The 23,782-nt window shown below is 71.5% G+C and carries 22 protein-coding genes and 1 pseudogene; 13 read left to right on the forward strand and 10 right to left on the reverse strand.

Going from position 1 to position 23,782, the window contains the following annotated elements; genetic code table 11:
- Positions 1 to 41: 41 nt before the first annotated feature.
- Complete coding sequence (locus ACFVVO_RS23905; protein ID WP_390057617.1) at positions 42 to 656, reverse strand: TetR/AcrR family transcriptional regulator; 615 nt, start codon at positions 654 to 656, stop codon at positions 42 to 44.
- Between the two features lie 73 nt (positions 657 to 729).
- On the opposite strand from ACFVVO_RS23905, the gene ACFVVO_RS23910 reads away from it, so the two are divergent.
- Positions 730 to 1,338 carry a peroxiredoxin-like family protein gene (locus ACFVVO_RS23910; protein ID WP_390057618.1) on the forward strand — a complete coding sequence of 203 codons (609 nt, stop codon included), beginning with the start codon at positions 730 to 732 and terminating at the stop codon, positions 1,336 to 1,338.
- Between the two features lie 31 nt (positions 1,339 to 1,369).
- On the opposite strand, the gene ACFVVO_RS23915 is transcribed toward ACFVVO_RS23910, so the two are convergent.
- Positions 1,370 to 1,939 carry an ATP-binding protein gene (locus ACFVVO_RS23915; RefSeq protein ID WP_390057619.1) on the reverse strand — a complete coding sequence of 190 codons (570 nt, stop codon included), beginning with the start codon at positions 1,937 to 1,939 and terminating at the stop codon, positions 1,370 to 1,372.
- Between the two features lie 178 nt (positions 1,940 to 2,117).
- On the opposite strand from ACFVVO_RS23915, the gene ACFVVO_RS23920 reads away from it, so the two are divergent.
- Complete coding sequence (locus ACFVVO_RS23920) at positions 2,118 to 2,726, forward strand: TetR/AcrR family transcriptional regulator (RefSeq protein ID WP_390057620.1); 609 nt, start codon at positions 2,118 to 2,120, stop codon at positions 2,724 to 2,726.
- A 188-nt stretch (positions 2,727 to 2,914) separates the two neighbouring features.
- Here the strand turns inward: ACFVVO_RS23920 and ACFVVO_RS23925 are convergent, their stop codons facing one another.
- Positions 2,915 to 4,180, reverse strand: coding sequence for an MFS transporter (locus ACFVVO_RS23925; protein ID WP_390057621.1), 1,266 nt, complete (start codon positions 4,178 to 4,180; stop codon positions 2,915 to 2,917).
- Between the two features lie 141 nt (positions 4,181 to 4,321).
- Here ACFVVO_RS23925 and ACFVVO_RS23930 point away from each other — a divergent pair, with 141 nt between their 5' ends.
- A complete protein-coding gene (locus tag ACFVVO_RS23930) occupies positions 4,322 to 4,444 on the forward strand; it encodes a hypothetical protein (protein ID WP_390057622.1) in 123 nt (40 codons plus the stop codon).
- On the opposite strand, the gene ACFVVO_RS23935 is transcribed toward ACFVVO_RS23930, so the two are convergent.
- Both ACFVVO_RS23935 and ACFVVO_RS23940 read right to left on the reverse strand, forming a co-directional pair.
- Positions 4,419 to 5,600 carry a cysteine desulfurase family protein gene (locus ACFVVO_RS23935; RefSeq protein ID WP_390057623.1) on the reverse strand — a complete coding sequence of 394 codons (1,182 nt, stop codon included), beginning with the start codon at positions 5,598 to 5,600 and terminating at the stop codon, positions 4,419 to 4,421. The two genes, ACFVVO_RS23930 and ACFVVO_RS23935, sit on opposite strands and share 26 nt — an antisense overlap.
- On the reverse strand, positions 5,597 to 6,277 hold the full coding sequence (locus ACFVVO_RS23940) for an ArsR/SmtB family transcription factor (RefSeq protein WP_390057624.1): 681 nt from the start codon (positions 6,275 to 6,277) through the stop codon (positions 5,597 to 5,599). Before ACFVVO_RS23940 ends, ACFVVO_RS23935 begins: the two co-directional genes overlap by 4 nt.
- Positions 6,278 to 6,364: 87 nt before the next feature.
- Here ACFVVO_RS23940 and ACFVVO_RS23945 point away from each other — a divergent pair, with 87 nt between their 5' ends.
- Together ACFVVO_RS23945 and ACFVVO_RS23950 are read left to right on the forward strand one after the other, a co-directional pair.
- The gene (locus ACFVVO_RS23945; RefSeq protein WP_390057625.1) at positions 6,365 to 6,625 is read left to right on the forward strand and encodes a hypothetical protein; all 261 of its coding nucleotides are present in this window, start codon (positions 6,365 to 6,367) and stop codon (positions 6,623 to 6,625) included.
- Positions 6,622 to 7,902: an MFS transporter gene (locus ACFVVO_RS23950; protein WP_390057626.1), complete on the forward strand. Its 1,281-nt coding sequence runs from the start codon at positions 6,622 to 6,624 to the stop codon at positions 7,900 to 7,902. Before ACFVVO_RS23945 ends, ACFVVO_RS23950 begins: the two co-directional genes overlap by 4 nt.
- 287 nt (positions 7,903 to 8,189) lie before the next feature.
- On the opposite strand, the pseudogene ACFVVO_RS23955 reads toward ACFVVO_RS23950, so the two are convergent.
- Both ACFVVO_RS23955 and ACFVVO_RS23960 read right to left on the reverse strand, forming a co-directional pair.
- Positions 8,190 to 8,384 (reverse strand): annotated as a pseudogene (locus ACFVVO_RS23955) (helix-turn-helix domain-containing protein); the annotation flags it as partial.
- Between the two features lie 154 nt (positions 8,385 to 8,538).
- Positions 8,539 to 9,579, reverse strand: a complete 1,041-nt coding sequence (locus ACFVVO_RS23960; protein ID WP_390057627.1) for a zinc-binding dehydrogenase — start codon at positions 9,577 to 9,579, stop codon at positions 8,539 to 8,541.
- Positions 9,580 to 9,631: 52 nt separating this feature from the next.
- Here ACFVVO_RS23960 and ACFVVO_RS23965 point away from each other — a divergent pair, with 52 nt between their 5' ends.
- Positions 9,632 to 9,799 (forward strand): hypothetical protein, encoded by a 168-nt coding sequence (locus ACFVVO_RS23965; RefSeq protein WP_390057628.1) that lies wholly within the window; start codon positions 9,632 to 9,634, stop codon positions 9,797 to 9,799.
- Positions 9,800 to 9,976: 177 nt separating this feature from the next.
- On the opposite strand, the gene ACFVVO_RS23970 is transcribed toward ACFVVO_RS23965, so the two are convergent.
- Positions 9,977 to 10,642 carry a hypothetical protein gene (locus ACFVVO_RS23970; RefSeq protein WP_390057629.1) on the reverse strand — a complete coding sequence of 222 codons (666 nt, stop codon included), beginning with the start codon at positions 10,640 to 10,642 and terminating at the stop codon, positions 9,977 to 9,979.
- Positions 10,643 to 10,893: 251 nt separating this feature from the next.
- Here ACFVVO_RS23970 and ACFVVO_RS23975 point away from each other — a divergent pair, with 251 nt between their 5' ends.
- A complete protein-coding gene (locus tag ACFVVO_RS23975; RefSeq protein WP_390057630.1) occupies positions 10,894 to 11,049 on the forward strand; it encodes a hypothetical protein in 156 nt (51 codons plus the stop codon).
- 692 nt (positions 11,050 to 11,741) lie between these two features.
- Positions 11,742 to 12,926, forward strand: coding sequence for a type III polyketide synthase (locus ACFVVO_RS23980; RefSeq protein WP_390057631.1), 1,185 nt, complete (start codon positions 11,742 to 11,744; stop codon positions 12,924 to 12,926).
- Positions 12,927 to 12,963: 37 nt separating this feature from the next.
- Here ACFVVO_RS23980 and ACFVVO_RS23985 read toward each other — a convergent pair whose 3' ends face one another.
- The gene (locus ACFVVO_RS23985; protein WP_390057632.1) at positions 12,964 to 15,126 is read right to left on the reverse strand and encodes a SpoIIE family protein phosphatase; all 2,163 of its coding nucleotides are present in this window, start codon (positions 15,124 to 15,126) and stop codon (positions 12,964 to 12,966) included.
- A gap of 328 nt (positions 15,127 to 15,454) precedes the next feature.
- Between ACFVVO_RS23985 and ACFVVO_RS23990 the strand changes: the two genes are divergently transcribed.
- The 5 genes from ACFVVO_RS23990 (at position 15,455) to ACFVVO_RS24010 (ending at position 22,268) form a co-directional block, all read left to right on the forward strand.
- Positions 15,455 to 15,682, forward strand: a complete 228-nt coding sequence (locus ACFVVO_RS23990) for a hypothetical protein (protein ID WP_390057633.1) — start codon at positions 15,455 to 15,457, stop codon at positions 15,680 to 15,682.
- Positions 15,683 to 16,040: 358 nt separating this feature from the next.
- The gene (locus tag ACFVVO_RS23995; RefSeq protein WP_390057634.1) at positions 16,041 to 16,958 is read left to right on the forward strand and encodes an aminoglycoside phosphotransferase family protein; all 918 of its coding nucleotides are present in this window, start codon (positions 16,041 to 16,043) and stop codon (positions 16,956 to 16,958) included.
- Between the two features lie 255 nt (positions 16,959 to 17,213).
- The gene (locus ACFVVO_RS24000; protein WP_390057635.1) at positions 17,214 to 18,158 is read left to right on the forward strand and encodes an ABC transporter ATP-binding protein; all 945 of its coding nucleotides are present in this window, start codon (positions 17,214 to 17,216) and stop codon (positions 18,156 to 18,158) included.
- The gene (locus ACFVVO_RS24005) at positions 18,155 to 19,510 is read left to right on the forward strand and encodes an ABC transporter permease (RefSeq protein ID WP_390057636.1); all 1,356 of its coding nucleotides are present in this window, start codon (positions 18,155 to 18,157) and stop codon (positions 19,508 to 19,510) included. The genes ACFVVO_RS24000 and ACFVVO_RS24005 overlap by 4 nt, the downstream gene beginning before the upstream one ends.
- A gap of 4 nt (positions 19,511 to 19,514) precedes the next feature.
- Positions 19,515 to 22,268, forward strand: a complete 2,754-nt coding sequence (locus tag ACFVVO_RS24010) for an alkaline phosphatase family protein (protein ID WP_390057637.1) — start codon at positions 19,515 to 19,517, stop codon at positions 22,266 to 22,268.
- Between the two features lie 79 nt (positions 22,269 to 22,347).
- Here ACFVVO_RS24010 and ACFVVO_RS24015 read toward each other — a convergent pair whose 3' ends face one another.
- A complete protein-coding gene (locus ACFVVO_RS24015) occupies positions 22,348 to 23,376 on the reverse strand; it encodes a hypothetical protein (RefSeq protein WP_390057638.1) in 1,029 nt (342 codons plus the stop codon).
- Positions 23,377 to 23,782 lie beyond the last annotated feature (406 nt).

Raw genomic sequence — 23,782 nt, forward strand, 5'->3', positions numbered from 1 at the left:
AGCCGTCGTGACCCACTCGCACGCGCGCGAGCGCGGCTGTGTCACGCGTCGAGCCCGTCGAGCAGAAGCCTGAGTCCCCCGAGGAACTCCCGGTCGGCGTCCATGTCCTGGGCGGTGCGGGCGGTTGCGGTCATGAGGGGGAAGTCGGTGGGCGGGAGCCGGGTGATGGCTGTGGTTCCCGCTCCGCTCAGGGGGCCGAGGTGTTCGAGCTGGATGGCTCCGATGAGGTAACCGAGCAGGGCGCGCAGGGCGATGACGCGGCGCTCGCCGCTCATTCCGGCCGTGGTGAGGATGGCGAGCACGGTTTCCGACCAGCGCAGCCCGGCGGGGGAGTGGTGCCGGTGGACCACGGTGAGGGGGATGACCTCCGGGTGGGCGCCCACGGTGTCGCGCAGGCGCCGTGCCATGACCTCGACCTGGTCGCGCCATGACGCGCCGGAGTCCGGCAGGTCGGTGTCCACCTCGCTCAGTACCCGTTCCACGACGAGTCTTTCGAGGTCCTCGCGGTCCTGTACGTACCGGTAGAGCCCCATGGTGCTCATGCCGAGTTCCTGCGCGACGGCGCGCATCGACAGCGCGGTCAGACCGTCGCGGTCGATGACGGCGAGGGCGGCCGAGGCGAGCTGACGTGAGGTGAGGGAACGTGGGCGCGGCATGACGGTTGACAGCGTACGGCATACGCCTACGCTGGTAAGCGTACGCCGTACGCCTACGGAGAGAGGCCTGCGCATGGCCCGCAGCCCAGGAAAGCCCAAAGCCACCGTCGAGCGACGCGATCTCACCGCCGTCTCGGGGGATCACGTCGCCGTTCCCGACCCTGACCGGCTGATCCACCTGCAGTTCCGGCGCTTCGCCGGATGCCCGGTCTGCAACCTGCACTTGCGGACGGTGGTACAGCGGCATCAGGAGATAGGGGCCGCCGGTGTGCGCGAAGTAGTCGTGTTCCATTCGCCGACCGAAGAACTGGCACCGCACGTCGTGGATCTGCCGTTCGCGGTGGTCGCCGATCCGGACAGGCGGCTCTACGCGGAGTTCGGTGTGGAGCGGGCGCCGCGTGCTCTGCTCGACCCGCGGGTCTGGGGGCCGATCCTGCGGGCGGTCGTCAGCGGGACCTGGAACGTCGTGCGCGGGCGGGAGCACCTGCCCTCCGCCGGCCCGCACGGCGGCCGGCTCGGTCTCCCCGGCGACTTCCTCATCGCACCTGACGGCCGCGTGCTCGCCGCCAAGTACGGCGAGCACGCCTACGACCAGTGGTCGGTCGACGAACTGCTTGAGCTGGCGGCCCGTGCGGACGCGCGGAAGTCCACCGAGCGGCGGACGCCGGGCTCCAGCATCTGATCAATGCGAGGGGCCTTTTCGCGGTGCCTCGTCACCAGGGTGTCACCCGCACCTGCTCGGACCCGGCGGATCCGTCCGGGCGGTGCAACGCGAACCAGACGCTCTTGCCGGTGGCCGTCCGTACGCTGCCCCAGGCGTTCGCGAGCAGGTCCAGCAGTTCGGTCCCGCGGCCGCCCTCCGAGTCCGGGCCGGCGATGTTGCGCACGGGGCCGGTGGACTCGATGTCCTCGACCTCGCAGAGCAGATCGGAGTCGCGCAGTCGCAGGTTGAGCCTGAGCGGACCGCGGGTGTGCCGCAGCGCGTTGGTGACGAGTTCGCTGACCAGGAGCTCGGCGGTGTCACCGAGGTCGGGCACGGCCCAGTCGACCAACTGTGCGGTGACCAGTTGGCGGGCTCGGCGCACGGAGACCAGTTCCTGCTTCAGGGGCCAGGAGGCGTCCCAGGCGGTGGCGCGTCCACGGGGTGCGTCCAGCGGGCGCAACGGTGCCAGCGTGCGGGACCACAGAGCCCACTGCCTGACGGCCCAGGCGCTTGCGGCGGCGCGCGAGAAGCGCCCCGTTCGGCGAGCGGCTTCGGGGAGGCCGATGGCCAGGACGGCCATGGGGAATCAGTCCTTTCCGGGAGTGAGTGGTTTGCCGAAGTACGTGCTGGACGCGCCAGGCGCAGACATGTAGCGGCTGCTACACCAAAAATATACACGTAATGACTGCTACAGTAAAGATCTGTACAAAGATCTCATGTTGGACATCCATGGGATCGCCCCGTACCCAGGAGCCGTCATGCCCCGCCCACCGGACACGGCCAAACGACGTGAGCTGCTCGACCAGGTCCGCGTCTACGTGCTGCGCAACGGTCTCGCGAACCTCTCCCTACGACCGCTGGCCCAGGCGCTGGGCACCAGTGACCGCATGCTCCTCTACTACTTCGGCACCAAGGAACGGATGGTCGCCGAGGCTCTCGCCCACTACGAACGGCGCCCCCTCCTGCGCGCCCGCGAACTGCTGGAATCGGTCGGCTCGCCCACGGACCCCGCAGCCCTGCGCCGCTTCATGAACGAGGTGTGGCGGCAATTCAGGGCCCCTGACGTACGCGCCGTTTTCCCTCTCTACCTCGAGATCATGAGCGCCGGTCTCCTGCACCCCGACCGCTACGGCTCCGTCATGCGCGACGTCGTCGCCTCGTGGACCGACCTCCTGACCTCGGTCTTCCAGGACCTGGGCATGACCCAGGACCGGGCCCGGACACAGGCCACCCTCCTGGCCGACGCCTCCTTCGGCCTGTTGCTGGCCCCACTGGCGGACGGCCACTGGGACCGTGCCGACAAGGCGTTCCACGCCCTCCTCGCCAGCCTGGAACCCGGGTGGCACGTGGGGGGTTCAGATGGGTAGGCCGTCAGAGTGCCGTAGCGGACCGACCCCGCCTCACCGGTGCCGGCCAGCCGCGACCGAAGGCGGCCTCCACGAAACACTGGTGGTACGCAGCCTCCGCGCCCCGACGCAGGGCCTCTTGCTGGGCGGCGCGCAGTGCGGTTTGGGTCGCGCGCCGCGGATGACTTGGTGTTCCGCCCGGATTGAGCTCATCGGCGGTAGGCGGTGGCGGCCATGGCGGGAAGCAGGGCGAGGGAGAGGATGCCGCCGGTGAGGGCGAGGGCGGGATAGCTGGTGGCGGTGACCATGATGCCGGAGGCCAGACCACCGGTGGCGCCGGCGAAGGCGATGGAGACGTCGACCAGACCCTGGGTCTTGGCACGGGTGGCCAGCGGCACGGTGTCGGTGATGATCGCGGTGCCGGAGACGAGGCCGAGGTTCCAGCCCAGACCCAGCAGAGCCAGGGCGAGCGCGAGGAGGGCGACGGAGTCACCGGGTGCGGTGGCGGCGAGGACGCCGGCGGCCAGCAGGGTGATTCCGGAGGCGGCGGCGATCGTCATGGGGCCGTAGCGGTCGACGAGCCAGCCGGTAAGGGGTGAGGGAAGGTACATGGCGCCGATGTGGACGGCGATGACGAGGCCGGAGGCGGCTGTGCCGTGGCCGTGGTCGTGCATGTGGACCGGCGTCATGGTCATGATCGCGACCATGACGAGCTGGGTGAGGATCATGACCAGCGCGCCCAGGACCACGCCTCCGCGGCTCTCGGTCGTGTCGGCGACGTCGGCGGGGGCCGGGCGCGTGGTGGGGTCGGCTTCCCTGGCCCGGGCCAGGGTGCGGGCCATGAGCAGGGGGTCGGGTCGCAGGCGGAGGGCGAGGACGAGCGCGGCCAGTGCGTAGGCGGTGCCGGAGAGGATGAAGGGCCCGGCGAGGTTCGGGATGCCGAGGTGTTCGGCGGCGGCGCCGGTCGGCGCGGCGAGGTTGGGTCCGGCGACGCCGCCGAGAGTGGTGGCGACCAGGACGGTGGAGACGGCCCGGGCGCGGTGGCCGGGTGCGGCGAGGTCGGCTCCGGCGTAGCGGGCCTGGAGGTTGGTGGCGGTGCCGGCGCCGTAGACGAACAGAGCGATGAACAGCAGGACCGGGTTGCTCAGGACGGCCGCGGTGATGACGCCGGCCGAGCCGATGGCGCCGGTGAGATAGCCGGTGGCGAGACCGGGCCGGCGCCCCCGGGCCTGGGAGATGCGGCCGACGGCGACGGCGGCCAGCGCGGATCCGCCGGTGATCAGGGCGCTGGGCAGCCCGGCGAGGCTGGTGGAGCCGAGCATGTCCTGGGCGAGCAGGGCGCCGACCGTGACGCCGGCGGCGAGCCCCGCGCCGCTGAGGACCTGGGAGGCGACCAGGACACGCAGGGCGCGGCGTTGTGCCTGCTCGGGGGCGGATATGTGGACGGTCGTGTCGGCGGGTCCGGTGCTGGTCATGTTCTCTTCCGGGGCAGGGGCGCGGGGTTGGCGGCGCACCGGCCCGGGCTCGGTTCCGCGGGCCGGCGGGAGGCTGTGGGCCGGTGTGCGCGGAGTGATGCGCCGGCCGGCGTCGAGGGCTCGGGCGAGGTGGTCTCCGTCATGCCTCTCCTGTTCGTCGTCGGTTCTTCTGCGGCGGGCTTCATCGGCCCGGTCACCTGCGTCGGGCTGGTCACCTCCCTGGGGCCGGTCGGTCCGGTCACCGTGGGGCTGCCGCCCGGATGAGGGCTGTTGCCGCTGTCTCGATGTCGCCCGGGCCGGTCCAGCGCCCCAGGGACAGCCGCACCGCGCCGAGCGCGCGGGACGGGGCAAGGCCCATGGCGGTCAGCACGGGGGAGGGGGTGTGAGTGCCGCTGTGGCAGGCCGAACCGGTGGAGGCCGCGATCCGGTCGGCGGCCGCGAGGAGTTCGTGGCCGAGGACGCCGTCGACGCTCACGTTGAGGGTGTTCGGCAGGCGCTGCCTGTCGGGACCGTTGAGGTGGACGCGGCCGGGCAGCCCGTCGGTCAGCCGCCGGTGGAGATCGTCGCGCAGGGCCGCGATACGGGCCGGGGCACCGTCGGCGAGTTCGGCGGCCGCGAGCCGGGCGGCGGTGCCGAGCGCGACGGCCAGGGCGACGTTCTCGGTGCCGGCGCGCAGGCCGTGCTCCTGGCCGCCGCCGTAGACGACCGGTTCCAGCCGCACCCCGTCGCGCACGTACAGCGCCGCCGCGCCCTTCGGCGCGTACATCTTGTGCCCAACGACCGTGAGCAGGTCGACCCCTAGGGCCCGCACGTCGAGGGGGATCTTCCCCACCGCCTGGGCGGCGTCGCAGTGGAAGAGCGCTCCGGACTCGTGGGTGAGGGCGGCGAGTTCGGCGACGGGCTGCAGGGCGCCGGTCTCGTTGTTGGCGGCCATCACCGACACGAGCACCGTGTCCTCGGTGAGCGCGGCGGCCAGGGCGGCCGGCTCGACGAGCCCTTCCCGGCCGACGGGCAGGACCGTCACCCGCGCGCCGTGCAGCCGCGCCAGCGCGCGCACGGTCTCCAGCACGGCCGGGTGCTCCGTGGCCTGGGTGATCACGTGGGGGTGCGGATGGCCGGAGGCCAGGGCCGCCCCGCGCAGCGCGAGGAGATCCGCCTCGGAGCCGGAGGCGGTGAACACGATCTCGCCGGGCCCGGCGCCGATCAGGCCGGCCACCTGGGCGCGGGCCTCGGCCAGTGCCCGGCGGGGCGTGTCGGCGTAGGGGTGGCCGCTGGAGGGGTTGCCGAAGAAGTCGGTGAGGTACGGGGCCATCGCCCGCGCGACACGCGGGTCGACCGGGGTGGTGGCGTTGTGGTCGAGGTAGACCGGCCCGCCGGCCAGTCCCGGATGCGGCGTGAGGTCGCCGCCCGGGCCGGTCACGCCGGGGCCGGGGCGTCGACGGGCAGCTCCGACAGACGCCACTCCAGCATGCCGTCGTCGAGACGGATCGCCCGGCGTCCGCGGCCGGTCAGCAGGCGCACCGCGTCGTAGGCCAGGACGCAGTACTCGCCGCGGCAGTAGACGACGATCTCCATGTCCTCGGGCAGTTCGCCGATCCGTTCGGCCAGCTCCTGGACCGGGATGGAGACAGCGCCGGGAATGTGCCCCGCCCGGTACTCCTCGACCGGCCGCACGTCGAGCACGACGACATCCCCGGCGACGATCCGGCCCCGCAGTTCCTCACGGCTGAGTTCGGTGGCGGCGTCCTCGCCGAGATACGCGTCACGGGCGGCGGGCACGGCTGCCTGGTGGGCCTCCGCGACCTTGCGCAGCAGCGCGAAGAGCTGGGCGACGTCCTCGCCGGCGAGCCGGTAGTGGATGCGCACGCCCTCACGGCGGGTGGCGACGAAGCCGGCCTGCTTGAGGGTCTGCAGATGCGCCGACGCGGTGGTCAGGTTCAGCCCGGCCGCCTTCGCGAGCGCGTCGACGGTGCGCTCGCCCTGGGCCAGCAGATCCAGCAGCTCCAGTCGCTTTCCGCTGGCCAGCGCCTTGCCGCTGACCGCGAACGCGTCGTACAGCCGCGCCTTCGTCGTCGCGCTGGTCGTGTGCTCCGCCATGGCATCCTCCATAAATCCATGGATTATTGTAAGTGTGTATGGGGGAGATGACCACACGCCCCCGCTCCCGAGATCTCGGAGGACACCGTGGGCTTCGCCGACGACCACCTCGTACCGCTCATCGACGAGGGGTCCGGCAACAGCGCCCGCGGCCTGGCCCCGGCAGCCGCCGACGTTCCACCCGGCCCCGTCGTCGCCTGCCGCCACGGTGAGCGCGCCATGACCGCCGCCGGTCTCCCGGAACGGGCCGGCCACCGCGACATCGCCGTCCTCGACGGCGGACCGGCCGACTACGCGGGCGCACAGGGGCGGCAGCTCGTCCATGGTACGGAGGATTCCCGTTCATGAACGCCGCGCCCACCACCACGCCGACCGACTCCTCCGGACGGCCCGTAAGGCTCGGCCTGCGGGAGAACTGGCCGCAGTTCACCCTGCTCGTCATCGTCAACGTCTGCGTCGGCGGCCTGGTCGGCCTGGAACGCACCACCGTCCCGCTCATCGGCGCCGACACCTTCCACCTGACCAGCGACCTGGCCGTCTTCTCCTTCATCATCGCCTTCGGCCTGACCAAGGCCGTCACGAACCTGGCCGCCGGCGCGCTCACGGCGCGCTTCCGCCGCAAGCAGCTCCTGACGGCCGGCTGGCTCATCGGTGTCCCCGTGCCGTTCGCCCTGGCCTGGGCACCCTCCTGGGGCTGGATCGTCGCCGCGAACGTGCTGCTCGGCCTCAACCAGGGTTTGACCTGGTCCATGACCGTCAACATGAAGATCGACCTCGTCGGCCCCGCCCGGCGCGGCCTGGCCACCGGCCTGAACGAGGCCGCCGGCTACACCGCCGTCGGCGTCACCGCCCTGCTCACCGGCTACCTCGCCACCAGCTACGGCCTGCGCCCCGTCCCCGAACTCATCGGTGTCGTCTTCGTCGCCGCGGGCCTCGCCCTCACCCTGGTCGTACGCGACACCGCGGCCCACGTCGCGCTCGAACTCGCCCAGCACGCGACGCCCCTGCCCACCGACGAGGACACCGGCCTGAAGGCCACCTTCGCCCGCACCTCCTGGCACAACCGCTCCCTGCGCGGCGCCAGCCAGGCCGGCCTGGTCAACAACCTCAACGACGGCCTCACCTGGGGCGTCTTCCCCCTGCTCTTCACCGACCACGGTCTCGGCCTCGCCGCCGTCGGCCTGATCAAGGGCCTCTATCCAATCCTGTGGGGCCTCGGGCAGATCCTCACCGGCCACCTCGCCGACCGCATCGGCCGCAAACCCCTGATCGTCACCGGCATGCTCGTCCAAGCCGCCGGCTTCGTCCTCGCCCTCGTCCTCCTGGACCGGCCCCTGCTCGCCGGCATCGCGTCCGCCACCGCACTCGGCCTCGGCACCGCCATGGTCTACCCCACCCTCATCGCCTCCATCTCCGACCACTCCCACCCCGCCTGGCGCGCCAACGCCCTCGGCACCTACCGCTTCTGGCGGGACACCGGCTACGCCGTCGGGGCGCTGGTCGCCGGCATCCTGGCCGACGCCCTCGGCCTCAACGCCACCGTCATCGCCGCCGCCGCCCTCACCGCCGTCTCCGGGCTCCTCGCCGCCCGCTGGATCAGCGAGCACCGACCCGGCACCCGCTGAACCCGTTCGCTGCCGCGGACCGGGGCGACGCTTCGAGCTGCTCCATGGTGCGTGGCCCGATGATCGCCGAGGTGGTTGACGACCAAGGCGACGGCCAGCTCGATCAGGGTGAGGCAGGCCTTCTCCGCCAGGAGCGCGAGCTGCTCGACGGCGTCGAGCCAGGAACACGTCTTCGCGCCGGCCCTTCAGTGCCTTGTCGACGATCTCTTCCGAGACCCGCCGGGGTACACGTCCACGGTGTCGACGAAGTTGATGCCCGCGACGAGGGCGCGGTGGATGATTCGCACAGTGGGCGCGCTCGGCCTCGTTGAGCCGCAGGGCGCGGGCGAGGGCCTCGAGCACCGAGTCAGAGGCGCGCTGAGGGTCCCGCGCTCGAGCCGGACGTAGTAGTCCACGCTCAAGCCCGCGAGCAGGGCGACTTCCTCGCGGCGAAGGCCCGCGACGCGGCGGTTGCCGCCGTAGCCGGGCAGCCCGGCCTGCCGCCCCGCTGATGAGGGCCCTCACCCTCGACCAGGCTTGGTCCCCAAGAACCGTGGTCGACGACGCGCCTTCGCCGAACGGGAGCCCTGACGCACCGCCCACCCCACAACGAAGAGGCACGCCCCAAGGGAGCGCGCCCCTTTCCCGGTTCTCACCTCAGGGCTGGCTGATCCGCAACAGAGACTTGATCGCCCGGCGCTCGTCCATGGCCGCGTACGCGTCGGCGACGTGGTCCAGATCGGTCTCGAAATCGAAGACCCGGCCAGGATTGATCCGGCCGTCGAGGACAGCAGCGAGCAACTCGGGGATGTACTGGCGGGCCGGGGCGACGCCGCCGCGGACACCTACGTTCTTCCAGAACGCGGTCTTGTAATCGAACTCGGAGTAGGTCGGGAACCCGACCGTGCCGACCATGCCCCCGGCCCGGGCCACGCCGACCGCGGTCTCGATGGCCTGGTCAGTGCCCACGCACTCCAGCGCCGCGTCCACGCCGACCCCCTCAGTGAGACACAGCACGGCCTCGACGGCCTGCTCGCCGCGCTCCTCGACGATGTCGGTGGCACCGAACTCGTTGGCCACGGACTGCCGCTCGGGGTGGCGGCTCAGCGCGATGATCCGGGAGGCCCCGAGCAGGTGCGCGGCCAGTACCGCCGAGAGCCCGACCGCGCCGTCACCGACGACAGCGACGGTGTCGCCCTCCTTCACTCCGGCCGAGACCGCGGCGTGGTAGCCGGTGCACATCACGTCCGACAGCGCGGTGAACGACGCGAGCTGGGCGTCGGTGAACTCCGAGCCCGGCACCTTGACCAGGGTCGCGTCGGCGTAGGGGGCGCGCACGCGCTCGCCCTGGCCGCCGTCGGTGTCGCCGTTGCCGAACGAACCTCCGTGCTCGCACTGCGACTGGAACCCGTGCCGGCAGGCCGGGCACGTGCCGTCGTTGTAGGTGAACGGCGCGATCACGAGGTCGCCGGCGGTGAGCCCACGGACCTCGCTGCCGACCTCCTCGACCACGCCGATGTACTCATGACCGATGCTGCCGGCCTTGTGGTCGTTGACGCCGCGGTAGTACCAGAGGTCCGAACCGCACACGCAGCCACGTACGACGCGGACCACCACATCGGTCGGGTCCTGAATGCCGGGGTCGGGACGCTCGCCGACCTCGATCTGCCTCTCGGCCCTGAACAGTGCTGCCTTCACTTCGTTCTCCTGTCGCGGTTGCCCCGGCCCCGTCCTGTACCGCTGCGGGCTCGTGGCCCGGCGGGCGCTCCGTGCGGGCGGCTGCCGCGCCGTGCAGGCGCTGGTGCCCGCCCCGCGCCTGGCCGACGGTGGGCGCAGTCACCACTGCGGTGTGAAGTACCCGGGCCAGGGCGGCCTGGTCATCGAATCCGCCCACGTCCACGGTTCGGCGGGCGGCTGAGACGTAGTCGCTTCTCGGCGTCCATCGAACATCGAGCCAAGAGCCCGCGGGAGACCCTGCTCTGCCCGGTACTGGCAGTACCTCCTTCATGGCACCCTGGGCGACCCACGGCCGTAGCCGCGGGGCGCCGGCCCGGGGCGCCGTCAGGAGGCACTGGAGGGGACGTCGCAGGCGACGTCAGTGCCGCGGCGCCGGTGAGCCGGCGGGCGCACGTCGTGTGGCGCTGCGGTAGAGGGAGATGCCCAGGGCGAGTATCCAGTAACTGAGGATCGCGCCCATCAGGGCGGTGGTGCCCCAGCCGTTCGCCGCGTAGAAGTGAGCGGGGGTGTTGCCGAAGAACAGGGACGGTACGAAGGCCAGGTTGACCCCTGCCAGCACGAAGGCGGAGCGGCCGGTCCACCGCGGGAGCAGGTTCGTGCGTGAGATTCCGTAGCCCACGGCGGTCAGGAAGAGCGCGAGCATGAGGCGGCCGATCGATCCGTACAGGATGTAGGTGCCGTCGACCGTGATGGTCGGGTCGATCGGGTGGTCGGTGGCGATGACCGCGCCGGCTTCCAGCCCGCTGGAGACCAGGGTGATCGTCGCGTAGACCAGCCCGGCGGCGAAGGCCATCGTGCCGACCCATTCGTAGGCGGGGTTCGCCCTTTTGACGAGCTCGCGGAAGGCGGTGACGAACACGATCAGGAACGCCAGCGCCAGGATTCCGATCAGCAGCCTCGCCAGTACGTTCGAGTCCGGTGGTGGGCCGGAGTAGATGAAGTACAGGGGTACTTCGACGATGAGAGCGGCCGCGGTGGCGATTCCCGCGAGGCCCGTCAGGCGCCTGGCGTCGGTTTCGTTCATGGATGTCCCCCTGGACCCGTGTGGCGGGGCCCTCGTCGGTTGGTTGCCGGTGACGTGAATGCTGCCGCCCCTGGCGCTCCTCGTCGCTGGGCGTGGGCACCGGATCAGGGGTGGTCCTACCGACACCCCGGCTGCACGAAGTCCCAAGTCTGGACGGCAAGTTGTTACTGGCACGGAGCGCCGTGACATTGCCATGGCCGAAGTGGTGAGGCGGTCCGGCCGACCGCCAACAGCGTCGGTAGCGTGACCGGGTGGATCGGGGTGAACAGCTCCTGGTCATGCCGGAACAGGAGCGACAAGCCACGTTGAGCCGCAACCGCGCGTTCCTCGCGAGCAGACCGGAGACCGCCCGCGGCGAGTTCACCCTGCCGATGCTGACCGACGTCCTGCGCCTCCGGCGGCTGTGAAGACCGCGCGTACACCCGAATCCCGGCTCATACGGATCGGCTTGTGACCGACCTGCCGGGCAGAACGAAGCAGGGGCGCCTCGGAGCGCCTCGGAGAGCCGAAGAACCGCCGCCCTTTTCAGGGCGGTTCCCCTGGCCCCGCGCATCCCGCACGCGAGCGGACTTCGAAGCCTCAGCGCGGCTGCGCGAAGACACGTGGCGGCGCGCCGTGCGGTCTTCGAGGACGGCGACCCGACGCTACTGGCCGCCGCCGCCGCCGACGACGACGACTACGCGCTTGCCCTCCGGCTGGAGGTGGCATGCGCGCGGGCTGTGACATCGAGGTGCACCGCCGGGGCCGGGGCCGGGGCCAGGGCCGTGGCCATAACCAGGGTCATGGCCCGCCAGGCGGCCCGATGCGTCCGCGCGCCGTAGGCGTCCCCCTCAGACTCCCGGGCTGACGGCAAGTCAGACCAGAACCGTGAAGCCACTCCGGGACCCCTGTCTCAGCGGTGTGTGCCGTGTCACGTACCAAAAGGCCGCCCAAGTTGTCTGCATCACAGCGTAAATGTCCCTTTAGCGTCCATCCTCGAAGCGGCTACCGACTTCCGAAGTGGAGCCAACCGGCATTGCCTTGGGCGTGAAGTTCCTAAGTGGCGCCTGGCACACCACTCGCGACGTTCCTCCTAGTTCCCCCTGGAAAGGTGCCCATCATGGCCGCTTACCTCTGTCCTCCTGCCGTGATACACGGCGAGCACGCAGTGAAGACCAGCCAGATCGTGGCGGAGGTGCGCGACCGGCACCCGCATGCGGCGTGGGCGCCGCGGATCGACGGCATCGCGGCCAGTACGGGCATCGAGACCCGCGGGTGGATGCTGCCGCTGGAGTCGGCCGTAGCGCCGGGCGACGGCGGTGGCCTGCGGGCCGTGGGCGTCGGGCGGGCCCAAGAGGCGCTGGCGCGGGACGGGTTCACCGAGCAGGACGTGGACCGCGTGATCGCCGCCCTCGAGGCGGTACCCGCGCCGCAGACCGTCCAGGAGCGCACCGCGCCGGCCTGGGAGGCCGTGCAGTCCTACGGCGAGCGCGCGGCGCGCGGGGCCCTGCAGATCGCCGGACTGGACGCCGCCGACGTCGACTGCCTGATCACCAGTCACTCCACCACCCCGGCGCTGCCGGGCCTGGACGTCGCCCTGGCCAACAAGCTCGCTCTCCGCCCTGACGCGATGCTGCTGCCTGCCACGCAGTGGGCCTGTGTCGCGGGGACCCGCTCTCTGGCGCTGGCGGCGGAGCTCGTCGCCGCGGACCCCGACCGGGTGGTCCTGGTCGTGATCGCGGAGGCGCTGAGCACGACCTACCAGCCCGCGGACGACACCCTCGAGTCCCTGATCGTCCGATTGCTGTTCGCGGACACCGCGGTCGCCACGGTGGTCACGGGCCGCCCGAGGCGCGAGTCGGTGCTGCGGCTGGACGCCACCTGGCACCACACCCTGCCCGGCACCCAGGACCTGCACCGCCTGGAGACGCGGGCGGACGGCACCCACTTCGTGATGGACCGGCGTGGGCCGCGCGCCGTACAGGAGACGGTCACCGCGATGTGGGAGTGGCTGCGCACCCGGTATCAGGACGACCCCGACTCCTGGCACCCCGACGTGCTGCTCGCGCACCCCGGCGGGACACGGGTGCTGGAGTACATGGAGCAGACGATGCCCGACGCGTGGCCCTCGGGGCTCCTGGACTACAGCCGGGACAGCTACACCAGTGGCAACCGCGGAGGCGCCGCCGTGTTCGACATCCTGCGGCGGGCGCACGACGCCGGGCAGAAGGCGGGCAATCGCGCCGTCCTGTACGCGGCGGCACCGGGCCTCACCGCCACCGCCCTCGAAGGGGAGTGGCTCTAGGACGAGCCCGCCCCCGTCGGTGGACGGCCCGCCCGCGTCACCGGACGACTTCCGCCCAGATCACCTTGCCGGTGTCCGTCCACCGCACCCCCCACCGGCTGGTGAGCCCGTGCACGACGTGCAGGCCACGACCGCCGTCGTCGAGGAGGCCGCCCCGGCGTAGCCGTGGCCTGCCGTTGCCGGTGTCGCCCACCTCGCACAGCAGACCGTGACCGGCCCTGATCAGCCGCACCGTGACAGGACCGGTGGCGAAGCGCACGGCGTTCGTGACCAGCTCGCTGACCAGCAGCAGCACGTTGTCCCGGGTGACGTCCCGGGTGCGCCACTGCCGCAGCCGCGCGGAGACCTGCGCGCGGGCACGGGCGGGCGCGTCGTCGCGGGCGGGCAGCCGCCAGGTCGCGGTGTCCTCCTTGCGGTAGCCGATCATGCGCGCGAGCAGCAGGGTCACGTCGTCGCGCTGACGCGCGGGCGCCAGCGTGGCCACGACGCGCCGTGCGGCCTGCTGCAGGGTGTCCCAGGGGTGCACCGTGGACACGACGTCCGCCAGCGTGCCGATGCCCTCGTCGATCGACACGGCCGGATCCTCCACCAGGCCGTCGGTGTAGAGGGCGAGCAGGGAGCCCGGGGGCGCGCCGAACGTGTGTACGTGGAACGGCTCCCGCAGCGCGAACTCGGCGCCAAGCCCGGGATGGGGCCGTACCGCGAGCGGGCCCGCGTGCCCGTCCGGAGACACCAGGATCGGGGGAAGGTGACCGGCGCTGGACAGCGTCACCTGGTGGCTGACCGGGTCGTAGAGGGCGATGCAGCAGGTCGAACCGAGGGCGCTGTAGCCGGCCGCCAGCCCGGACTCCGAGTCGTCCAGCAGCGTCACGGTCTCGTCCAGGTGCTCCAGCACCTCGTCGGGTGCCAGCCCCGCGGAGAGCAGCGCGCGGGCCTCCATGCTCAGCTGGCCCATGGTCGCCGCGGCTCCCAGGCCGTGCCCGACGACGTCACCGACCACCAGCGCGGTACGGCCGTCCGGCAGCGGAAAGCTGTTCACCCAGTCGCCGCCGACGCCCGCGCTGTCGGGGGTGGCGGGCTGGTAGACGCTGGCGATCTCGATGGTGTCGCCGCCGGTCCGGGGCAGCAGCCGGCGCTGCAACGCCAGCACCTGCGTGTGCTCGCGCTGGTGCTGACGGGCCAGGTCGACGTGATGGGCGGTCCTGGCCACCAGTTCCTGCAGGTCGAACAGCTCGCTGTCGCGGAAGGGGTAGTCCGCCCGCCGCCAGACCTCCGCCACGCCCAGCACGACGGGTGGCGCGCCGTCCAGGACCAGCGGTATGCACGCCACACCCGCCGACCGGTCGCCGGGCACCAGGGCACGCATCACTCGCGGAGTGCCGAGTACCCGCTCGACCGCCTCCCGGTCCGGTATGACGATGGCCTGCGGGGCATCGTCACGCCGTACCGCCTGCGACAGCAGGCGACTCGCGTCGCTGGGAAGATCGTTGCCCGGAGTCACGTAGCCCTCGGGCCAGGCCCGGTCCGGTACCAGGGCCGCCCGCCGCAGCCGGATGCGCCCCCGCGCCTGCTCGATGACTCCTTCGCCCGTCCACACGGCGAAGTCGAGATCGACGGCGGCCACGTCGCCCCAGGCCAGCAGGGACTCCGCCAGCGACTGCGCGGTCTCGCCGATGTCCAGCGAGGTGCCGATGGCGGTCTCGGCGGCGTACAGGTGCAGCCTGGTGGCCATGGCGATCACGGAGACGGTCAGGCCTTCCTGCGCCACCGCGGCGGGCAGGATGCTCAGCGAGACCACCAGCTCCGAACCGTCGCCGCGCCGCAGACGCTGGATCCGGGCGACGTGCGCCTCACCGGTTTCCAGTACCTGCCGCAACCGCCGCGTCACCGTCGGTACGTCCCCGGCGGGCAGGAGATCGACGAAAGAACTCCCGGCCATGGCGTTCAGACCCGCGAAGACGGGGGCGTCCAGATTGCAGCGGGTGATTCTCAGCTCCCTGTCCAGGTTGATCGCGCCGAGAATCTGATCCTGAGGGCCGTCCGCCGCGTCTTCGGGCACGCGTCGGCCGGTGGCGCGGTCACCCTGCGTGTCGGCAGGGCCGGCCGGCGCCGCACGTCCGCCGCGCGGGATGTAGCGCCCAAGAGCGCTGCTGACCAGTTCGAACGGCGAAGAGGACGAAGGGGACGGTGTGGAGTCCATGCGGCTCCCCCAGCAATCCCCGGCGCGGCGCCGGGGCCGTACGCGAACCCGTGCGACGGAGCCCCGAGATCCCTGATCGCACACCTCATTGAATAACACCGGGAGTCGCTTCGCCCACATCAGATCGCTTTGTGCCGGTGATGAGGCGTGTGGCGAGGGTGGGGCTGGGTAATCGAACCCACCGGAGCCACTGATTCCGCTTAGGGATCCGCTGCTAGAGGATGCTGGAGGACAGACCGTGAGCAAGCTGATACGGCGTTGTGCCGTCACGGGCGTTTCCGCTGTAGCCGCTGTAGCCGCTGTAGCCGCTGTGGGCGCACTTGTCGCCGTGGGCAGCCCCGCGAGCGCGACGACGACGCCGCAGGCGTCGCCTGCTTCCGCCCAGGCGGCGGCCGCCGAACATCACCCGTCGCGGCCGTCCGCCGGACACCGGCAGATCGACCCCTGGGTCGCGGGCCAGCTGGCACAGTTCGACCCCGCGGCCGCCCGGCGGCTCGCGATCTACGACCCGTGGGTCAAGGACCAGCTGGCACAGTTCACCACCGACGGGAAGTGACCAGGAGGCCGCCAAAGCCGAGCACTCGGACTCCGGGGTCGGCTTGGACCCGGCCGGGGCGACGGTCGCGCGCCACCTCCAGTTGCGCGGCGAAGGTGAGCCCGAGGATAAGGGGCCATCGAGGGCAGGTGCGCCCACAGCAAGGACATGAAGGCGCTCAGGGGGCCGTAAATGGTGTCGAAGGAGCCGCTGACGTTCAGGTAGAAGGATGAGCGGCGGAAAACGGTGCTCGCGGAGACGAGCGCGAGCGGCAGCCCGAAGGGCCGGCGCGAGATGTCCCAGGCCGCCCGCGTGCTGGAGCCGAAGTGGACCAGCCGACGAATAGCTTGCGGCGCCGGCCCAACTACCGTTGCTCCACATGACGGCCACCGGGATGGACATCACAGAGGACCTGATCCGGGATCTGCTGCGCGAGCAGCACCCCGACCTGGCGGATCGTCCCCTGAAGCTCGGAGCGCTCGGCTGGGACAATCAAGTGTGGCGGCTCGGCGACGACCTCGCCGTCCGCGTGCCCTGGGCGACGCGGTCCGCGGACGCGCTCCTGCGCAAGGAACACGCCTGGCTGCCCCTCCTCGCCCCGTACCTCCCTCTGCCGATTCCCGTCCCGCAGCGCCTCGGTGAGCCTTCCGAACGCTTCCCGCGGCCCTGGCTCGTCACCACCTGGGTACCGGGCGAGCCCGCCGACCGCGCCCCCGCGACGCGCTCCGCGGAGGCGGCCGTCATCCTGGCCGACTTCCTGACCGCTCTCCACCGTCCCGCCCCCGACGGGGCACCGGCAGGCCGAAACCGTGGTGGCCCGCTGGCCGAAACCGCCGAACAGTTCACGCAAGCGCTCGCCTCGGCCACCGAACTCGGGTTGGTCCGCGACCCGGAAGCCGTCCGCGCGGTGTGGGAAGACGCCGCCGCCGCGCCCGACTGGGCGGGCCCACGTCTCTGGCTCCACGGCGACCTGCACCCGGCCAACATCCTGACCGCGAACGGCACCTTCTCCGGAGTGATCGACTTCGGTGACCTCTTCGCCGGCGACCCGGCCTGCGACCTTGCCGCCGCCTGGATCCTGCTGCCGGACGGCGCGGCCGACCTCTTCCACGAGACCTACCAGCCGAGCCCGGACACCGCGACCCTGCGCCGCGCCCGCGGCTGGGCGGTGCTGCGCGCCCTCGCCGGCATCCACATCGCATACGCCGGTGTCCACGGTCGCCCCGGGGGCAAGCCGACCTGGGGGCCGCCCGCCCACGCCGCACTGCAACGTCTCACCGCAGCGGTGCACCAGTGATCAAGCATTTCCGCGAGGTCGGACACCCGGCACCGGCGGCCAGAACAGGCCTGAGCGTGTGCAGCGCCTGACGCGGTCGCCGGCACGATCGAAGAGCGCACCGGCTCCTGCCCAAGTCTGCTCGCATGTCGGCCGTTTCGTGCCTCCGATCTTGTCCATGCTTTGACAACTCGTTCCCTGGGCGTTCAACCGGCCGACTCCGTCCGAGCTGTGTGTCGTCCGTAAGGTCCCTGAGCGTTGCGGAAGAAGGGACTCATGGACGCACTCCTCGCTGTCCGGGCTCGCGGGATCACCAAGTGTTTCGGCGACGTGGTCGCCCTCGACGGCGTCGACCTGGATGTGACGCAGGGTCAGATCCACGGCCTGGCCGGACCGAACGGCGCCGGCAAGACGACTCTGCTCGGCCTGCTGCTGGGGCTGGCGGCTGCCGACAGCGGCCGCCTGGAGATACTGGGCACGCCGGTCGGGCGGGCGCTCAACGCCCCCGACGGGGTCGCCGGCTTCGTGGACGGGCCCGGCCTCTACCCCTCGCTCACCGCCCGGCAGAACCTCGCCGCGCTGGCCGCCCTCCGCGGCAACGACGCGCGGACGACGGGGATCGATGACGCACTCGACGAGGTCGGGCTCACCGATGTCGCCGACGACCGGGTGCGCGGGTTCTCCCTCGGCATGCGCCAGCGGCTCGGGCTTGCCGCCGCCCTGCTCACTCGGCCCCGGCTGCTCGTGCTCGACGAACCCGCCAACGGCCTCGACCCGGCCGGAAAGAGGCAGGTGCACGGTGTCCTCACCCGGCTCGCGGCGGACGGAGCCGGCGTCGTCCTCTCGAGCCACCGCATGGACGACCTCGAGGCGCTGTGCTCCGAGGTGACGATCATCGCCACCGGACGGGTCGTGTTCTCAGGCCCGTTGGACAAGCTGGCCGCCGAGAAGCGCGACCTCGACTACCGGCTGGTGACCTCGGACCCCGAGGCCGCCCGCCGCCTGGCCGCCGACACGGCGGGGATTCACATCGTCGACGGCGCCACCACGCGGTACGGCGCCGAAGTCCTGGTCGTACGCGCGCTGGTGCCCGCCCTCGACGAACTGGTGGCAGGGCTCGTGCGGGCCGGCATCGCCCCGCGCGAGCTCACCCCCGTGGTGTCGCCGCTCGAAGCCGCCTTCCTCGCCCTGACCGAGCAGCACGCGCAGGAGCCGGTATGACCGCAACCCTCGTACCTGGCAACGATGTCCGGCCCAGCCCTGTTCCGCTGCTGCGCGGCTACCGGTTCGAGCTGGTCAAACTGGTCTCGCAGTGGCGGACGCGCCTGCTGATCCTGGCCTGCTGGATCACACCGGCGCTCTTCGTGATGGCGGTGAGCCGGCAGAGCACGCTCCCCGTGGACACCCTCTTCGGCCGCTGGATGCACGCCACGGGCTGGGCCGGGCCGCTGGTGGTGCTCGGATTCGCGGGCACATGGGCGCTGCCGCTGCTGACCTCGGTCGTGGCCGGTGACGTGTTCGCCGCCGAGGACCGCCTGGGCACCTGGCGCCACCTGCTCGTGGCGGTCAGGTCCCCGCGGCGGATCTTCGCGGCGAAGGCACTGGCCGCGCTCACCGTCATCCTGCTGCTGGTGGCCGGGCTGGCCTGTTCCAGCGCGGCCGGCGGAGCCGTGGCCGTCGGCAACCAGCCGCTGGTGGGTCTCGACGGCCACCTGCTGACACCGGCGGACGCCGCCGGCCGGGTCCTGCTCGCCTGGATCTGTGTGCTCGCCCCGACGCTGGCCCTCGCCGCGATCGGACTGCTCGGCTCCGTCACGCTGGGGCGGTCCCCGATGGGACTGCTGCTGCCCGCGCTGCTCGCGCTCGCCATGCAGCTCGCCCAGATGCTGCCGCTGCCCGTCGCCGTGCGGCTCGCCCTGCCCGGCTACGCCTTCATCGCCTGGAACGGCCTCTTCACCAGCCCGGCGGAGCTCGAGCCGCTGCTGATCGGCATAGCGGTCAGCCTCGGGTGGGCCGTGATCGCGACGACGCCGGCCTACCTGCTCTTCGTACGCCGCGACTTCACCAATGCCGCCCATGACGGCTCGGGACGCCGTGCCGTGACCGCCGGGGTGCTGCCGCCGGCCGGGCTGCTCGCCGCGACGGTGGTGGTCGTCGCCACGACGACCGCGGCCACCGGATCCGGGATCGAGCAGGACAAGGTGCAGCGCTCCCTCGCCACGGAGTTCGCCCACCTCTACCGCCTGCAGACCGAGCAACTGCACCGCCCCGACGTCACCGAGGCGCGGCTGAGGGCGACCGCGGCGTGCGACAAGGGCAGCGTCAGGGTCGCCGCCGAGGGGCCGGGCAACGACTGGCGCTGCGTCGTCTCGTGGCATCTGCCCGGCGTCGAGGCCACCGGCTCGGCCGTCTACCAGCTCGACGTCACCGCGGACGGGCGGTTCATCGCCGACGGCGACGGACCGAAGGAGGTGAACGGCTACTTCCTGGTGCGCACCCCGACCGGGGACGCACCGAACCCGCTCTGGCAGTTCGACGGCAACGTCGATCTGCTGTCCACCTCGAAGGGATGAACCCATGCAGGTAACACGCCACCGCAGGCGTGTCCACGAGAACGGTGTCGCTCTCCTCGGCAGACGCGTCGGCCGCCGGACCCTGCTGACCGCCGGCGTCACCGCTGTCGCCGTCACCGCCGCGGGCACCGCGTTCGCCCAGACGCACCAGTTCGGCACCGACCAGGTCGGCCAGGTCACCGACCGGGGCCAGGTCGTCTCCAGCGACCAGTACCTCGCGCCGTACGGCGAACGCCTCGTCATCGACAACGGCAAGATCATGTCGTCCTCGGTGAGCCCGGACGGCACCCACCTCGCCGCCTCGGTCACCGACGGCGGTGCCGCACTGTCCATCGTGGACCTGAAGAAGTGGACGGTGCAGCAACTCGTCGGCGCCGCCGCCTCGTCCAGCCCGCGCGTCAGCGGCAACGACGTGGGCCAGGAGGGCCCCACCTACTCGCCCGACGGCTCGCAGCTGTGGCTCGGCCAGACCGACGGCTACACCAGGTTCACCGTGAACCCGGACGGCAGTGTCGCCGACCCGACGACCGTGAGGATCCCGGCGGACGGAGCCAAGCACGCGCTGGTGGGGGAGGCGGTGTTCTCGCCCGACGGCTCCACCGTGTACTCCGCGGTCAACGGCCAGAACCGGGTGGTCGCCCTCGACGCCGCGACCGGGGCCGTCCGCCAGAGCTGGGCCGTCGGCAACGCCCCGCGTGACCTGGTCCGGGTCGGCGACAAGCTCTACGTGAGCAACGAGGGCGGGCGCCCGGCGAAGCCCGGCGACACCACGCTCAACTCCTACGACACCCAGGTACCGGCCGACTCCAAGACGGGTGCCACCACCACCGGCACGGTCGGCGTCATCGACCTGACGCACCCGGACGCCGCCCCCACGAGCATCGACGTCGGCCTGCACCCGACCGCCCTGTACGCCAAGCGCGGGGCGCTGTTCGTCACCAACACCGCCACCAACGACGTGTCGGTCATCGACACCCGCCGCGACAAGGTCGTGCAGACCATCGCGACCCAGCCCTGGCCCGAGGCCTCGGTGGGCTACGAGCCCGACGCGGTGACGCTCACCGACGACGGCCATCTGCTGGTGACGCTCGGCCGCGCCAACGCGGTCGCAGTCTACCGGTACACCACCCCCCAGGAGCCGGTCAGCTACGTCGGCCTGCTCCCGACGGACTACTTCCCCGCGGAGATCGCCACCGTCGGCGACCAGGTGCTGGTCTCCAACACACGCGGTGTCGACGCCCGCCGTCCCACCAGCGCCGCCGGACACGGCACCCACGACACGACGTCGAGCCTGACACGGTTCGAGCTGCCCGACGACAGTGTCATAAGGTCCCGGACACCCAAGGTCTTCCAGCAGAACGGCTGGAGCCGAGGCTCGGTGAAGTTCGCCAAGGGCAAGGGCCACGAGAGGCCGGTGCCGGTCCCGCAGCGGCTCGGCGACCCCTCGACGATCAAGCACGTGTTCCTGATAGTCAAGGAGAACCGGACCTACGACCAGCTCTTCGGCGATGTTCCGCAGGGCAACGGCGACCCGTCGCTGGCACAGTTCGGCGAGAACGTGACCCCGAACCAGCACGCGCTGGCCGAGCAGTTCGGGCTGTACGACAACACGTACGACATCGGCACGAACTCCGCCGAGGGCCACAACTGGCTGATGCAGGCCGACAATCCGGAGTACACGGAGTCCTCGGCCGGTGAGTACAAGCGCAGCTACGACACCGAGGACGACGCTCTCGGCCACCAGCGAACCGGGTTCATCTGGTCCGGCGCCCAGGCGGCGGGGAAGAGCGTGCGGGACTTCGGCGAGTTCCAGCAGTTCCTGTCGAAGCCGGCGGACGCGAGCTGGCAGAACCTGTACTGCGACGCCAAGAACATGGACTCGACCGGGCAGGACACGGCGTACACCCTGAACTCGTCCTCGCCGATCCCGTCGCTCAACGACGTGTCCGTGCACGGCTTCGCGAAGTTCGACACCAGCGTCCCGGACATCTACCGGCACCAGATCTGGAAGCGTGACTTCGAGAAGAACGGGCCGGCGAACCTCAACATGTTCTGGCTCTCCAGCGACCACACCGGTGGCCCGGCGAACGCGGCCGCCCAGGTCGCCGACAACGACCTCGCCACCGGCCGGATCATCGACGAGATCTCGCACAGCCGGTACTGGAAGGACTCGGCCGTCTTCGTCGTCGAGGACGACTCCCAGGCCGGCCTCGACCACGTCGACGGCCACCGCGCCCCGATCCAGATCATCAGCCCCTGGGCACAGCACGGCACCGTCGACAGCCACTACTACTCCCAGATCACGGTGATCCGGACCATCGAGCAGATCCTCGGCATCCACCCGATGAACCAGAAGGACAGCGCGGCCACGCCGATGCGGGAGGCCTTCACCAGGAAGGCCGACCTCACGCCGTTCAAGGCGCTGCCCAACCGGACCTCCCTGACCGGCGGCCTGAAGACCCCGCCCGCCTGCGGCGTGGACACACCCGCACCGCAGGACCCCGCCGCCGCCCCCGCGCCGTCGGCGAAGGTCCCCGCGGACAAGCGGACACTCGCCGCGAAGTGGGACCGCTGGAAGTCGAAGCAGCGCCTGACCGGACCCCACGCGGTCCCCGACTACGCGAATCCGGCGCAGATGAACCACTTCACCTGGTACGAGACGCACAACTGGAAGAAGCCGTACCCCGGCGAGAACAAGATCTTCGAGCCGGACGACGTGCCGGGTGCCTACATCCCGTCACCGGAGTCCGACGGCTGACGCGCACTTACGGCACGAAGGGGCCCCTGTCCGGCGTCGTCGCCGGGCCGGGGGCCCTGCTGTCCTGGGGGCCGTACGGTCAGCCGGCGGGGACAGTCGTCACCTCGGCGACCTTCAGCGGGGCCGGCAGCGCACCCGATGAGACGAGCGCGGCGAGTTGTCCGGCGGACTGCCGGTCGAAGGTACCGGAGATGACGGCCTCGCCGCCGGTCAGCCGCTGACTGACGTAGGGGGCGGTCAGCACCGCGCCGTCCAGGACGATGGCGAACTCGTTCTGCGGTGCCTGATTCTGCGCCAGCCTGCCGGTCAAATCGGCGAGTTTCGCGGCGCCCTTCACGGTGAAGCTAAGCTGCACCTGCCAGTTCCCCGTCTGCGGATCGCGCGCGGCCTTGGCCGCGGAGACCTCGGTGCCGTCCAGAGCGGCAGGCGCCAGGGCGTATCTGGTGCCGCGAGCCGTGGTGTTGCTGTCGGCGGCGCAGGCGACGACCGGCTCCTGCGGCTCCCCGTCATCCGCACTGTCGGACCGGTGCCCCCTGAAGGAACAGTCCAGTGCGGCGAATTCGCGCTGGAGCGAGTCATCGAGTGCGCCCGACGGACCCGTGCCGGTCGGCACCACGCCGGCGGACGGCGACGCTGTGGTGTCCACCCGGAGCCCTTCGGTGGCGGCGCGCCCCTGCCGCGGCTGTGGCGTGTCCGTAGGCTGCGGGCGGTCCGGGCTCTCCATGGCCAGCACGGGCCGGAAGTGCAGGCGCCCCGTGCTGCCCAGTGCCCGCATGCGGTCCGTCTCGGCGGCCGGGCCGGTGACGACGACGGAGCCCGCCCGCGTGTCGACCCGCACGCCGGTGAGCCCTTGGGCCGTGGCCCGCTGCCGCATGCGCTCGGCGGTAGCGCGCAGCGCGCCGGCGCTCAGCGCGGACGTACCGCGGAAGGTGACGGCCGACCGCGCCCCGCCGGATGTCGCGGGTGGCTCCGCACTGTCGGCGCGTGTGGCACCGGCACCGGCACCGGTGGCCTTCTGCGAGGGGGCCGACGGGCCCGAACAGGCGCACAGGGCCAGCGCGGTGACGAGGGAGAGCACGGCCAGGGGCCGTACGTGAGAGCTACGCATGGAGAGATGGTGACAAGACGGGCAGGGCGCTCGTACTCAATGCCGGAGTGTGATCGCTTTTCGTCTCTTGTCTTCGTTCGGCTTCGTTCATGCACGCCACCAAGCCGACCGGCCGTGCGAGCGCGCGCCGGAGGCGCGCGGAAATCAATGCACACTTGCGTGCGCGCCCCCAGCCCGATTGTGCTTCCGGGCGTGGCACCTGTGCCCCCAACTCCCGTGTGGGACTTGTGCCGCCGTGTTTAGTGTGGTCGCGGCCCAAGGGAGGCGGGCAGCGACTGCCTGGGGGAGAGACCTGGCCGGCACAGGGGAGCGGAACGACAGCCAGGTCCGGGGCCGACGTGACACGTCGACAGGGCCTACGCAGCTGCCCTGATGTGCATGCCCACCCGAAGCCACACCCACGTGT

It is taken from the genome of Streptomyces sp. NPDC058145 (assembly GCF_042884245.1).
Taxonomy (GTDB): domain Bacteria; phylum Actinomycetota; class Actinomycetes; order Streptomycetales; family Streptomycetaceae; genus Streptomyces.